Origin of the sequence: Lysinibacillus pakistanensis, assembly GCF_030123245.1 — a bacterium.
GTDB classification, from domain to species: domain Bacteria; phylum Bacillota; class Bacilli; order Bacillales_A; family Planococcaceae; genus Lysinibacillus; species Lysinibacillus pakistanensis.
In genome coordinates this window covers 59,691-73,040 of record NZ_CP126101.1, presented here as the reverse complement: position 1 = coordinate 73,040, position 13,350 = coordinate 59,691, and the positions used below count along the sequence as shown (strand labels likewise).

15 protein-coding genes are annotated in these 13,350 nt (G+C 36.3%); 1 reads left to right on the top strand and 14 read right to left on the bottom strand.

The window, feature by feature from the left end; all coding sequences use genetic code 11:
• Window positions 1-175 precede the first annotated feature (175 nt).
• From QNH24_RS00340 to metG, 3 genes are all read right to left on the bottom strand, one after another.
• Complete coding sequence (locus tag QNH24_RS00340) at window positions 176-1,387, bottom strand: resuscitation-promoting factor (RefSeq protein ID WP_283870255.1); 1,212 nt, start codon at window positions 1,385-1,387, stop codon at window positions 176-178.
• Between the two features lie 134 nt (window positions 1,388-1,521).
• A complete protein-coding gene (locus QNH24_RS00335; protein WP_283870254.1) occupies window positions 1,522-2,292 on the bottom strand; it encodes a TatD family hydrolase in 771 nt (256 codons plus the stop codon).
• 251 nt (window positions 2,293-2,543) lie between these two features.
• Window positions 2,544-4,520: a methionine--tRNA ligase gene (metG, locus tag QNH24_RS00330; RefSeq protein WP_283870253.1), complete on the bottom strand. Its 1,977-nt coding sequence runs from the start codon at window positions 4,518-4,520 to the stop codon at window positions 2,544-2,546.
• A 350-nt stretch (window positions 4,521-4,870) separates the two neighbouring features.
• On the opposite strand from metG, the gene abrB reads away from it, so the two are divergent.
• Window positions 4,871-5,149, top strand: a complete 279-nt coding sequence (gene abrB / locus QNH24_RS00325) for a transition state genes transcriptional regulator AbrB (protein ID WP_427545299.1) — start codon at window positions 4,871-4,873, stop codon at window positions 5,147-5,149.
• 192 nt (window positions 5,150-5,341) lie between these two features.
• On the opposite strand, the gene rsmI is transcribed toward abrB, so the two are convergent.
• The 11 genes from rsmI to QNH24_RS00270 form a co-directional block, all read right to left on the bottom strand.
• Window positions 5,342-6,214, bottom strand: coding sequence for a 16S rRNA (cytidine(1402)-2'-O)-methyltransferase (rsmI, locus tag QNH24_RS00320; protein WP_283870252.1), 873 nt, complete (start codon window positions 6,212-6,214; stop codon window positions 5,342-5,344).
• A complete protein-coding gene (locus QNH24_RS00315; RefSeq protein ID WP_283870251.1) occupies window positions 6,211-6,474 on the bottom strand; it encodes a GIY-YIG nuclease family protein in 264 nt (87 codons plus the stop codon). The genes rsmI and QNH24_RS00315 overlap by 4 nt, the downstream gene beginning before the upstream one ends.
• Window positions 6,458-7,207 (bottom strand): tRNA1(Val) (adenine(37)-N6)-methyltransferase, encoded by a 750-nt coding sequence (locus QNH24_RS00310; RefSeq protein ID WP_283870250.1) that lies wholly within the window; start codon window positions 7,205-7,207, stop codon window positions 6,458-6,460. Before QNH24_RS00310 ends, QNH24_RS00315 begins: the two co-directional genes overlap by 17 nt.
• Before the next feature lie 65 nt (window positions 7,208-7,272).
• A complete protein-coding gene (yabA, locus tag QNH24_RS00305; RefSeq protein WP_054772163.1) occupies window positions 7,273-7,629 on the bottom strand; it encodes a DNA replication initiation control protein YabA in 357 nt (118 codons plus the stop codon).
• A gap of 27 nt (window positions 7,630-7,656) precedes the next feature.
• On the bottom strand, window positions 7,657-8,472 hold the full coding sequence (locus tag QNH24_RS00300) for a PSP1 domain-containing protein (protein WP_283870249.1): 816 nt from the start codon (window positions 8,470-8,472) through the stop codon (window positions 7,657-7,659).
• Window positions 8,465-9,469, bottom strand: a complete 1,005-nt coding sequence (holB, locus tag QNH24_RS00295; protein WP_283870248.1) for a DNA polymerase III subunit delta' — start codon at window positions 9,467-9,469, stop codon at window positions 8,465-8,467. Before holB ends, QNH24_RS00300 begins: the two co-directional genes overlap by 8 nt.
• 178 nt (window positions 9,470-9,647) lie before the next feature.
• On the bottom strand, window positions 9,648-10,088 hold the full coding sequence (locus tag QNH24_RS00290; RefSeq protein ID WP_283870247.1) for a YaaR family protein: 441 nt from the start codon (window positions 10,086-10,088) through the stop codon (window positions 9,648-9,650).
• 65 nt (window positions 10,089-10,153) lie between these two features.
• Complete coding sequence (locus QNH24_RS00285) at window positions 10,154-10,483, bottom strand: cyclic di-AMP receptor DarA (protein WP_010857007.1); 330 nt, start codon at window positions 10,481-10,483, stop codon at window positions 10,154-10,156.
• A 150-nt stretch (window positions 10,484-10,633) separates the two neighbouring features.
• Window positions 10,634-11,263 carry a dTMP kinase gene (gene tmk / locus QNH24_RS00280; RefSeq protein WP_283870246.1) on the bottom strand — a complete coding sequence of 210 codons (630 nt, stop codon included), beginning with the start codon at window positions 11,261-11,263 and terminating at the stop codon, window positions 10,634-10,636.
• 17 nt (window positions 11,264-11,280) lie between these two features.
• Window positions 11,281-12,705, bottom strand: coding sequence for an aminotransferase class I/II-fold pyridoxal phosphate-dependent enzyme (locus tag QNH24_RS00275; RefSeq protein WP_283870245.1), 1,425 nt, complete (start codon window positions 12,703-12,705; stop codon window positions 11,281-11,283).
• Between the two features lie 106 nt (window positions 12,706-12,811).
• Window positions 12,812-13,348 carry an HXXEE domain-containing protein gene (locus QNH24_RS00270; RefSeq protein WP_283870244.1) on the bottom strand — a complete coding sequence of 179 codons (537 nt, stop codon included), beginning with the start codon at window positions 13,346-13,348 and terminating at the stop codon, window positions 12,812-12,814.
• Window positions 13,349-13,350: the final 2 nt, after the last annotated feature.

Here is a 13,350-nt window from a genome sequence, read left to right as displayed (position 1 = left end):
CTGCACTGTTTGATTGTACAGAAATACACGGTTATGTATCCTTGGACAAAGTATTTACATTCTTCCTATAAGGTACAAACTTTGTCCACTAAATAAAGATAAAAAGCTTTCCCGCCAGTCAAAACAGGAAAGCTACAATTAGTGAAAAACATTTTAGATTAATTTTACAGTTTTTTTAATTTAATACTTTTATACGCACTTTCTTTACGCCCCACTTACTAGCTTGGGCATCAGATTGTACAAGTATATCGATCTTATTACCCTTAATTGCGCCACCAGTATCCCCAGCAACCGCTGTTCCATAGCCTTCAACCCATACTTTTGAGCCAAGCTTAATAACAGATGGATCTACCGCAATTACTTTTAATCCAGCACCTGAACGTAAATTAATGCCAGTGGCAGATGTACCTGAACATCCCTTACAATACGGTGTATAGGCTGTTGCCGTAACGTAAAATTCTTTACCGTTAGCTGGCTCTGCTGAACCACGTGATACAGTCGCTGCACTTGCCACAACAGTTTTAGTACCTACTGCAACCACTTGCTTCTTCGGCTCCTTTAGAACCTTTTCAGTTTTTAGATTTCTAGCTACCTCTTTACCATTTTCTTTCACGACTTCAAACGTTCGAGAAATAGAACCTTTCTCGCCCGTTGTCATTACTTTTTGTTTTCCCTTCTGCAACGAAGCATCTTGCTTCTTTTCAACTGCGAAATCTAAAGAGTCTTCCACTACATCGATAACCTTTTCTACGCGAACTACTGTGATTTTACTCTTCGGAGTAAGAACGTCCTCGAGGTTATTTTCGACACGATCGAATTCATTAAGCTGAATTCCTTGTTGTTTTAAAAAGTTAGCGACCGTAGTCGAAGTGGACCATACTTGTCTTTCTTTTACACCATCGACAAGAGCTACTGGAAACGCTTTTTGAATATCAATTTTGTTATCTGCTCCTACTTTTGTATCCAGACCTTGTACTAAAGAGTCGTGCTCAGATACTTGAATATTCGCTTCTTTCAAAATGTCTTTCACTAGTGTTTCAGTTGTCCAAACTTTTGACTGATTTCCATCAACTGAAATGGTTACTTCTTTTGCCTGTTCCCATGAAATTGCTAATCCATTAACAATTTTGGTGTTCAGAGAGGGTGATATTTTGTCATGCTCTGCTATGTCTATATTTTGATCTTGTAATAATTGTTCTACAGTTTTGGCATGTGTTGCTACTTCGATTTTTTCTCCGTTTGCTTCAAGCGTTACGGTTTGTTTAGTACCTTGATAAAGTACAAATGAAATTACAGATACAAACAGGACAAGTGAAATAATTCTTATCACTGTTTGCTTACTCCTCAATGATCCTAAGAACAAGTTTTTCATGGAATTATTTGACATGAAAAAACGCCTCCTTAATACAAGGTTGGATTATACGGACTAGATTTGGCACTGTCAACCCGAAAGTATTTCTGGAAAATTGACTTCGCCATTTTGACCAACCACAAACCCAATATTGGAGGCATCTCAGCTAGTTAAACGTCAATCCTAAAAAATTTTTTCGCATTGGCTGTTGTTACCTGTGCAATTTCCTCAATCGTTAACCCTTTTAAACGCGCAATTTCTTCTGCCACTAATGGCACAAATGCTGGTTCATTACGCTTTCCTCGATATGGATGAGGCGCTAGATACGGTGCATCTGTTTCAATCATCAAATGCTCTAACGGTATTTCTGTCGCCACTTCCTTGGGCATCCGTGCATTTTTAAATGTCACCGGCCCACCAAGGCTAATCATAAAATTCATAGCAATACATTCATGTGCTGTTTCTACACTGCCACTATAACAATGCATAACGCCTCCAACAGATGCTGCATTTTCTTCACGTAAAATTCGTACAACATCCCCTGTTGCATCCCTGTTATGAATAATGATTGGTAAATTCACCTTTTGCGCTAAATGAATTTGCTTGCGGAAAAGTGCTTGTTGAACATCCTTCGGAGATTTATCCCAATAGTAGTCCAACCCGGTTTCACCAATACCAACTATTTTTGGATGTGCTGTTAATTCCTCAATCCAATTCAAATCTTCTTGTGTACAATCAATCGCATCAACCGGGTGCCACCCTATGACACCATAAACAAAATCATATTGTTCAATCAGTTGCATAGTCTTTTCAATGGTTTTTCGGTCAAATCCAACCACAACCATTGTTTCTACCTTTGCCTCAAGGGCTCTATCAATAACCTCTTGTAAATCTTCTGTGTACTGATCTGCGTTTAAGTGTACATGTGTATCGATGAACATCGTCATTCTCCTAACATAGATTTTATTAAAAAATATTATTTCTTTTTTTGCGTAAGCATTACAAATATATTACAAACAATTTGGTATTGTGACATTACACATAATCCCAAATGCCTTATTCACTACCATTTACCTATCAAAATACATAATTTCCCTTCTATAAATTATCTTAAAATAACACTTACTGAGAATAGCTAAAAGATTTTAAAAGCCTGCTGAATTTTTACATTCAGCAGGCCCTCTAAAATTCTTTACTTAACTTTTGCTCCATTTTCAAGCTTTGGATCGACGGAAGCTAATTTTAAAATTCCATCTTTTTCACCAGCTAAAATCATACCTTGAGATAATTCACCTCGTAATTTCACCGGTTTCAAATTAGCAACTACTATCACCTTTTGACCAACTAATTCGTCAGGAGAATAGAACTTAGCAATGCCTGAAACTACTTGTCGCTGCTCATATCCAAGATCAACTTGAAGCTTTAATAATTTATCTGCTTTCGGAACTGTTTCACATGCAGTTACCGTTGCTACACGCAAATCGATTTTCATAAAATCATCAATTGAAATTTCAGGAATTTCTGGAATCCCGGAAGTTTTCGATTGATCTTTAGGCTCCTCTTCCTGCAACGTCTTTACTGAACCACGCATTTCATCACGAATATAGGCAATCTCTACTTCACTCTCTAAGCGTGGGAATATTGGAATACCTTTTTCTACCACTTTAATGTTTGCTGGAATAGTATTGCCGAATGTTTCAATTGTATCCCATGCTAAGAATCTGTCATCCAAGCCTAATTGTTCAATTATTCGTTTAGGTGAAGATGTCATAAACGGTTGTAACATGACGGCAATTTGGTGTAAACTTTCCGCCAAATTTCGCATAACAGCGCCTAATTTTGGTTTATCTGTTTCCTCCTTTGCTAGAACCCATGGTTGAGTTTCATCTATATATTTATTCGTGCGTGAAACAAGTGTCCATAAGTCTGCCAATACAACACTAAATTGCATTTTTTCCATACTTTCTTCATATTTAATACGCACCGTCTCAGCTTGCTCTTTTAAAGCCGCATCAAACTCTGTTGGTAAAAGATTTTCTGTAGGAATAATACCATCGAAATATTTATTAATCATAGAAATTGTACGATTCAATAAATTTCCTAAATCATTCGCAAGATCAAAGTTAGTTCGTTCCACAAATGATTCTGGTGAAAATACACCATCAGAACCAAATGGTAGCTCGCGTAATAGGAAATAACGTGTCGCATCTAGGCCATAACGGTCGATTAACATTTCTGGATAGATAACATTGCCCTTCGATTTAGACATTTTACCATCTTTCATCATAATAAAACCATGTGCAAACACTTTCTTAGGAAGCGGTAAGTCTAGCGCCATTAGGAAAATTGGCCAATATATTGTATGGAAACGAACTATATCCTTTCCAACTACATGTACATCTGCTGGCCAATATTTGTTGAATAATGTCTCATCCTCTGAAAGATAGCCTAAAGCAGTAATATAGTTCGTTAAGGCATCCACCCAAACATAAATAACATGTTTAGGATCACCGGGTACTTTAATTCCCCAGTCGAATGATGTTCTTGATACAGATAAGTCTTCTAGCCCTGGTTTAATAAAGTTATTAATCATCTCATTTTTTCGAGATTCAGGTTCAATGAACTCCAGGTTTTCTTCATAGTAAGCTAAAAGACGATCTGCATATTTCTTCATATTAAAGAAATATGATTCCTCTTTAACTTTATGCACTGGACGACCGCAGTCAGGACAGTTTCCATTCTCTAGTTGTGTTTCGGTAAAGAATGATTCACAGGGAGTACAGTACCACCCCTCATATTCACCTTTATAAATATCATTATTATCTAAAAACTTTTGGAAGATTTTTTCGACAGCTTTCGTATGTCGTTCTTGGGTTGTTTGAATGAAATCATCATATGAAATATCCATTAAAGCCCATAGTCTTTTTGCAGCATCTGCAATTTCATTCACATATTCCTGTGGATGCTTGCCCGCTTCAGCTGCTTTCTCTTGAATTTTTTGCCCATGCTCATCCATTCCAGTTAAAAAACGTACATCATATCCACGTAAACGTTTATAGCGTGCAATTGTATCTGATGCTACAGTTGTATACGCTGTACCAATATGAAATTTTCCACTTGGATAATAGATTGGGGTTGTTATATAGAATGTTTTGTTTTGTTCGCTCACAAGAACTGCCTCCATTGTTTCACAGTATACTATCTATTCTAACGAAGTACGAAATTCGTTTCAATGAAAGTTTGAATCGTACGCGAAAATTGTCGAATCATATATTCAATCCATTAAATGTCTTAAATAAGAAGCTTTTTTACTATAAATTAAAATATATAATAAAAACCTTTTATAAAAATCAATATATCTGTTTTCTCCTCAAAAATTTTTTTAAAAACAATAATATTAGTGCATTAATTAATTGACGTTTATGGCATTACTTGGTATGATAACTATCAGACAAAGAAATTATGTCGAAATTTGACGAAATACCAATATAACTTTTAACATTAGGAGGAAAAATAATTATGAAATCAACAGGAATTGTTCGTAAAGTCGATGAGTTAGGTCGTGTAGTAATTCCTATCGAACTACGCCGTACTTTAGGTATTGCTGAAAAGGATGCTTTAGAAATCTATGTGGATGATGATAAAATCATCTTAAAAAAATATATGCCTAACATGACATGTGCAGTTACTGGCGAAGTATCTGATGATAACTTCCGTCTAGTTGGAGGCAAATTAATTTTAAGTCCAGAAGGCGCAGAAATGTTAGTGAAAGAAATTCAAAATAACTTAAAAAAATAAATGACTTAGTTTTTAATATACCCAAATTAGGAGACCCTTATAATGTCCATGTCAGACCTTTCACATTTTAAGGGTACTATTTTTTACAATTATTATCAATTTAAACATTTATAATTAATAAAAAAACATAATTCCCAACTTGGTTAAATATACAAAAGAGGTCGCCTCTCTAAAGGCAACCTCTTCTTTTTATTAGTTATGATATTCATTATATACATCTCGTTTAGATACTTGACGTAGTTTGGCTACTTCTTTTATAGCTTCTTTTGATGTAACACCTTCCTGAGCAATAATATAATCGACATGTTCAACAAAGGACATTTTTCCCCAATACACTTCCTCGTTATCCTCTTCCTCAAAATTGCTGTTTCCTTCAAGGATAATACAAAATTCTCCTCGGATTTCCTCATTTTGAGACCATTCCACCGCCTCATTGAGACTCCCTCTTAAAAACTCCTCGAATTTCTTTGTCAACTCACGCGCTAATACAATTCGACGATTTCCAAGAATAAGCTCCATATCTTTTAAGGTTTCCTTTAAGCGATGAGGTGCCTCGTAGAACAGTATTGTTTCCTGACGTTTTTTTAGCTGCTCTAATTGCTGTCGACGTTCCTTTTTTCCGCGATTTAAAAATCCATAAAAGAAAAACGGCTGAGGTGTTAATCCAGATGCAATTAAAGCAGATAGTGCTGCATTCGGACCCGGGACCGGCACAACCGGAAAATTCTGAGCGATTGCCTTTTCAACTATATCTGCTCCTGGATCAGAAATACAAGGTAAACCTGCATCACTCACTAATGCTATTGTTTTTCCCTCCTGTAATAAAGCTAATAATTTTTCTCCTCCAACGATTAAATTATGTTCATGATAACTTATTAAAGGTGTTTCAATGTCAAAGTAGTTACACAGCTTCTTTGTATTTCTAGTATCTTCTGCTGCTATGATATCTGCTTCTTTTAAAATGCGTAGTGCACGGACGCTCATATCCTCTAGATTTCCAATAGGTGTTCCTACAAGATATAAACAGCCTGTCTGATCGTGTATGGTACTTTTTTGTGATTTCACGATTCACCCCTCCTTATATAATTAATTTTTTGTGCTCTTGTTAGTTGCTTAAAAGCATATTCTGCACGCATTGCCTCTTGTTTTGTTTCGAACTCCTCCATATAAATACATTCCACTGGTCCTCTGGCTCTTGTATATTTTGCCCCTTTACCAGCATTATGTACAGCTACACGCTTTTCTACATTGTTTGTATAGCCTGCATAAAGTGATTGATCTGCGCATTCTAGCACGTAAAAGTAGTGATTATTGTTCTTTTCCATAAAGAATTTCTCTCACCTCAGGTGTATATTCATTATTGACATTATAGACATACAGCGGTGGTAAAATTTTCAAATCCGGTTTTCCATCTTTTATTCCTTCTATTAATAGTGTATTGGCCTCTTTCCCTTCTTTGGGATAAATAAATTGCATTCTTTTTGGCTCTAAACGATTTGCACGCATAGCTGTAACAATGTCTAATAATCGCCCTGGACGATGCACAAATGCTGCCTTTCCACCTTGTTTTAGTAATTTACTAGCTGATTGAATTGCTTCTTCTAATGTTAAATATAGTTCATGTCGTGCAATGGCATGATGCTCACTTAGATTTTTATCACTTGCCTCATGTGCTAAAAAATAGGGCGGATTACAGGTAACAACATCATATTTTTCAATGCCCAATTGTTTTGGTATTTCTTTTACATCTCCAAGGATCATTTGAATTTGGTCTTCTAACTGATTGTACTGAATGCTTCTTTCCGCCATATCAAATAAACGCGGTTGAATCTCTACTCCCGTTATTTGTCCTTTAGTTCTAGCACTTAAAAAGAGAGGAATGACTCCATTACCTGAGCATAAATCAACAATGTTCCCTTTATAGTAAGGAACATTGACAAATTTCGAAAGTAGTACTGCATCCAAAGAGAATGAAAAGACTGAGGGACTTTGTATAATACGTAAATTCTCTGCCAACAAATAATCTAGCCTTTCATCATCCTTTAACCAATCATCCATATTTTTCTTCCTCCTACTATACAAAACAAAAGACTGATACCACCGTAGTGGCAATCAGCCTTCTATTACACATTTTGTTTATTTAAGAATGATAGACAAAACAGACAGTCTTCACCTTTACGTGAACTTCCGAAATGAACATGACATACATGGAAGCCCTCTTGGTACAAACGTGCCAGGTTATCATAGCCCTCTCCAATATCTAGTGAAGTCTCTTTCTTCACATCAGCAGCCTGTATGGAGTTATCTTTAGCAAGTAGTTCTTCTAGACGTGTACGAAGGTGATGATTTTCTGTTTCAAGTGCCTTATGCTCTTCCATCATTAACGCTACAAATTGCTTCAATGCACCAAATTGCTCCTGCATTGCTTCGAGCTGTTGTTCGAACTCCATAACGGTATCTAAGAAATTACGGTCCTTCACCCAAGCCACCTCGTTAAATTCTCTATCTTATATAAGATTTTTTTCGCATGCTAGCAGTTCTTCTAGTGTATACTCAACTGTGCGTTCCTGCTCTTGTAAATAAACTTGAATGAGTCTCTCCAGCACATTTAAACCTACAACTCTACCGCGTCCGTCTGGTGTCATCGTCATTTCACCAATGTCAGGCATGCCCTCTTTCGCTTCCTCATATTCATCATTTTCATACTTTAAACAGCACATTAAACGGCCACAAAGACCTGAAATTTTTGACGGATTTAAAGAAAGATTTTGATCTTTTGCCATCTTAATAGAAACTGGATCAAAGTCACCTAAAAAAGTTGAACAACAGAGCATTCGTCCACATGGACCTATGCCGCCCAACAATTTTGCCTCATCTCGTACACCAATTTGGCGAAGTTCGATACGTGTTCTAAATACCGAGGCTAGATCCTTTACTAGATCCCTAAAGTCGACACGTCCTTCTGCTGTAAAATAAAAAATAATTTTATTACGATCAAATGTATATTCAACATCTACTAGCTTCATTTCTAGATTATGCTCTATAATTTTTGTACTTGCCAGTTCAAATGCCCGCTTTGACTCAGCTGCATTTTCCTCTACCTGAATACGATCACGTTCATCCGCTGGTCGTAGTACTTGTTTAAGTGGTAATACAACATCATTATCCCCAACAACCTTTTGTGGGACAACTACCTTACCATATTCTACACCACGAGCTGTCTCTACAATGACATATTGACTATCTTCTAGTAGATATGATGCTGGATCAAAATAATATATTTTACCCGCTTTTTTAAAGCGGACTCCCACTACATTATACAAATGTGTATCCCTCCTGCAGATTTAGCATTAGCTGCTCCATCAATAACGTCCTATTCATGTTACGCTGTAAAGATGCGCGCGCCTGTAAAATAGACTCCATTTGACTAGATAGGCGTTCATAAGTCGAATGTAACGCAGCTTCTTTAAATGTCTGTAACATGTCTGGATAAGTACAAGCTGCCTCGGGATTAGCTTTTATTGACACTATATCACGGTAAGCAAATAGTAGTAAATCCAATGCTTGTTCCATTTCACTTTTTTCTTTAAAAAGTGGCAACCATTCTTCATGCACAACTAGCATTGCTTCGTGTACATTTTGGCGAATTACCTCTACTAATTTTAACACTGTTTTTCGAGCAAGTGCAAACTGCTCGTCATTTGCTAAAAATATTGCTGTTTCGAGCTCATTCGTCATCATGCTCACTGTACAAGACATTGAATAAGAAATATTGCTTTCTTGCAAATGATTTAACAATACATGACGAGGCATTTTTTGAAACTTTATATGCTGACATCTAGAGCGAATCGTTGGTAATATTGACTGCATTTGCTCAGTTAGCAAAATGGCAGTAACCTCTCCATCAGGTTCCTCTAAAAATTTTAGAATCATATTTGCAGATGCAATATTAAGTCGATCTGCATGATGAAGTACATAAATCTTTCGCCCTTCTTCAACACCCATCATCTTCATCTCAGCTACTAAATCACGTATTTGATCAATTTTAATAAATTGACCATCTGGATATATTTGATGAATATTAGGATGATTGCCAGAATCAACACGTCTGCAATTTCGACATGTTTCACATGGAACATTTTGATTTGGTTGCTCACATAGCATTAATTTGACAAAAAACCGCATAATATCTACTTTGCCTGTCCCTTTTTCGCCATCAAAAATGTATGCATGTGCTAATCTATTTTTGTCAAAAATCGTTTGAAGCTGCTTCATTACGACAGGTTGTAGTGAAAATAGCTCTTCAACATTCTTGGCCATATATTTAAATTCCTTCCTATAACAATTACAAATAGATATAATTGTTTGCGATTGCTCTCTTCTCGATACAGAATTACTTATAATAATTCGAAAAGATAGTTAGTTTCACAATATTTGTAACAATAAGCAAAATATATTTGAAAAAAGCCCGCGCCTACAAGAGAACGAGACACGGGTTTTACATATACAGATTAATTAATAAGCCTTTTATCTCACCGATTTTATCAAGAAGATCAATTGCTTCTTTCTCTTCATCTAAAATATCTTGTGCTAACTCCACAAGGCGAGAATCAATCGTTTCGATAATTTTCAAACGTCTTCCCTCACCGAAACGATTCCAAGTATGTGATTGCTTTAATTCCATACCATGTTCGACTGTTTCTTGTAGAAATTTTTTAACAAGCATTTTAAAACGAGCAAGCTCTCGTAAATTTCGTGATCTTGCAACTCGGTCTCCCGCAGTAGAAATATCCCCTAGCAATCGTGTAAGCTGTTCAGTCTGCAATTTGGTTCCCTGCTTGACGACCATATCTCCAAATCGGTTATTTTGATTATTATTTTGTAGTGGCTCTTTGCGATTAGTATTTAACCCGACACGTATATCTTGATTGATCTTCAAGCTGTATTCGCCCCCACTTGCTTTCTTTATCGATACACAAAAGCTAATTTAAATTTCGTTCTGAACTAAAAATGATGAAACTGCTCTATTGGTAAAACAAAAACTGTCGCTCCTCCTACTTCAACCTCTACAGGATAAGGTATATAGGAATCTGCATTACCGCCCAATGGTGAAACGGGTGCCACCATTTGTTCCCGAGCTCGACAATTATCTCGAATAATATCTAAAACTTTGGGTATAAGAGAGTCTTCCGTTCCAATAAGAAACGTAGTATTTCCAGAACGTAAAAAACCTCCTGTGCTCGCTAACTTAGTTGCGCGAAACTGATTCTTCGTTAAAGCATTTGATAAGCGACTGCTATCCTGATCCTGCACTACAGCTACGACTAACTTCATTCGCACTCACCCCTTTTATAAAATTAACCTAGATCATTTTTTGTTACCATTATCTATAGGGAAATTTCAATTTAATGAGCGTTTTTTTCTCATTAAATAAAATAATAGATGTTACCATTATATCACAATGTGTTAGACAACTTCATGCTTTTACTGCAATGCATCAAATAATAATGCCCATACATCTTCTACAACACGCTCAATATTTTGATCCGCATTGACAACATGTATTCTCTCCGGGTAACGATCCACTAGTTGTAAATAACCATCACGAACTTTCTGATGAAAGGCTAAGCTTTCAACATCTAATCGATTTACCTCTCGTTCACCATGAGCATGAATACGTGCTAAACCAATCTCTGGTTCAAGGTCAAATAAAATTGTTATATCAGGCAATTTCTTACCGATTGCAAACTCATTAATAGATAATACCTCATCCACACCGATACCACGTGCATATCCTTGATAAGCTAATGAAGAATCAATAAAGCGATCGCAAATCACCATTTTCCCCGCATCTAATGCAGGTCTAACCTTTTCAAAATAATGCTGACTTCGTGCCGCTGCGTACAATAACGCCTCTGTTCGTTCATCCATTGCTGTATGTGCTGGGTTTAAAATGATTGTCCGAATTTTTTCAGCAATCTCTATACCACCAGGTTCTCTCGTTGCTAATACATCAATATTCTCCTGAGCTAGTCGCTCAGCTATTTTTTGAATGACTGTTGTCTTTCCGGCACCCTCTGGACCTTCAAATGTTATAAATAAATTGCTGTTCATCCTGTAATTGCCTCCAACTATTTCATGACCTCAATCATTTTTTCTTCTAAACGGTGATTTCCTTGGAATGTTGCACCCGTAGCCAACAATTCCTCAAGCTGGCTCAATTTTGCCACTGTTATCTTTTCTCCTGGAACAAGTAATGGAATGCCTGGAGGGTAAGGAATAACCATGCTTGATGAGATTCGCCCCATTGTTCGCATATAAGGTAACCATACCTTTTCCGATTTTTCAATTTCCTCAATAGAATAAGCTGGTTCGGTAATGGCTACAAAATTATAGGCTGTATGTGGAGCTGTTATTATGTCTGCTCTCGGTGTATTTAACAATATTGTTATCGCATCCTTAATACGGACACGAATTTCTGCAAAGGGATAGTTATGCCCCTGTTTTAATAAAGGTAGTACCAACAAAACCTGATTTGCATCTGCCAGCTCTACATATACTTGTTTTGCCTCCAGTGCCTCTTGTAGTTGGAAACCACTATAGCCCTCTACACGGAGTAATAATTTTATAGGATCATCTACCTCGATAACTTTCAAAGATCCAATTGCCCGTAATGCTTCTACCCATTGATTCTTTTTTTCTATTATATATGCACCATCACTCTCCATATATGTCTGTATATAATAGCGTGCATCATCTAAAGATGCTAATAAAAGATAGGATGGGCTACTAGATTGTAGCATACGTAGATAGTAATTTATTTTATCGACATTAATGATATCTGAATTAACATGCAAAAAGGATGCCATTGTCATTGCAGGCAGAGTTTTATGTGCAGACTGTACCACTATATCTGCACCAAACGTCAATGCTGATGGTTGGAATAAGGCACATGCACTAAAATGGGCTCCGTGTGCCTCATCTACTAAGACAGGAATCCCCTTTTCATGACAGTAGGCTATCTGCTGCTGAATTTCTTTAGATGTCATACCATAGTAAGTAGGATATGTTAAAACAACAGCCCGAGCCTCTGGATAATAATCAACCGCGTCTTTTAAATCCTTATAAGAAACATGCGTTGCTGTTAGTGTTTGATCATCCCACATGGGTGAGACAAATACAGGTCTTGCCCCAACCAGCTCAATTGCATGAAAAATAGACTTATGAGCATTACGTTGAACAATAATCGTATCATCCTTTTTACAGGTAGCATAGATCATTGCTAAATTCCCAACCGTAGATCCACCTACTAAAAAGAAGCTTTTCATTGTCCCATATGTATCTGCCAATAAATTTTCTGCTTCTAATATCATTTCCTCAGGATGATGTAGGTCATCAAGACCTGATAACTCCGTTACATCATATCGCATAACATCTTTAAAGGCCTGAGGAAGATGAGATAGCTCACCGTGTTTATGCCCTGGGACATGAAAGGAAATATTTTGTTGTTGTCGAAAGCGCTCTAACCCTTCTACAATCGGCTTTTTCTTTTGCAAAACAAAACACCCATTTCCGTTATATTCTTATTTAATTATAACACGATAAAAAGCTATCCCACTAAGTAGGATAGCTTCTACATCAGATTGACATAAAAACTATTTATCAAATAACCTTTCTACCAACCCAGTGAGCAAATAATGCAATTGGTATTAATAATAGACAAAATGGTAAGCAAATAAAAATGATGTTCCATGTTATAACATTATTCGTTAATAGTGAATGATACAAAATTAAGCTATATGGAATAATGATAATTAACGATGTGACTGCACCAGGTGTTATAGAACGAAGAAATATTGTCTGCCCTAGATGGGTAAAAGCATGAAGAAAAAAGGTTAACGTAACAATAGTGAATATATAAATATTCCCTAATTGTCCTTGATTCACAAATTGACTGGCACTAAAAGTCGAACCACTTACAAAGAAAAATATGACCACTACAGCTACTGCAAACTGTGCTGTTGACATAGAAAATTGCTTAATCACTCTATCAGCTGCTTTTATTGGTAGTTTTGCATACAAAATTGAAGATTTATTATTTAACCACTTCTCAACCATAATAATTTCTTCAAAATCATGGAGGATAAACATAATAGGGAATAACCAAATAAGTGTATAAATATCAATCCATTGAAACATAG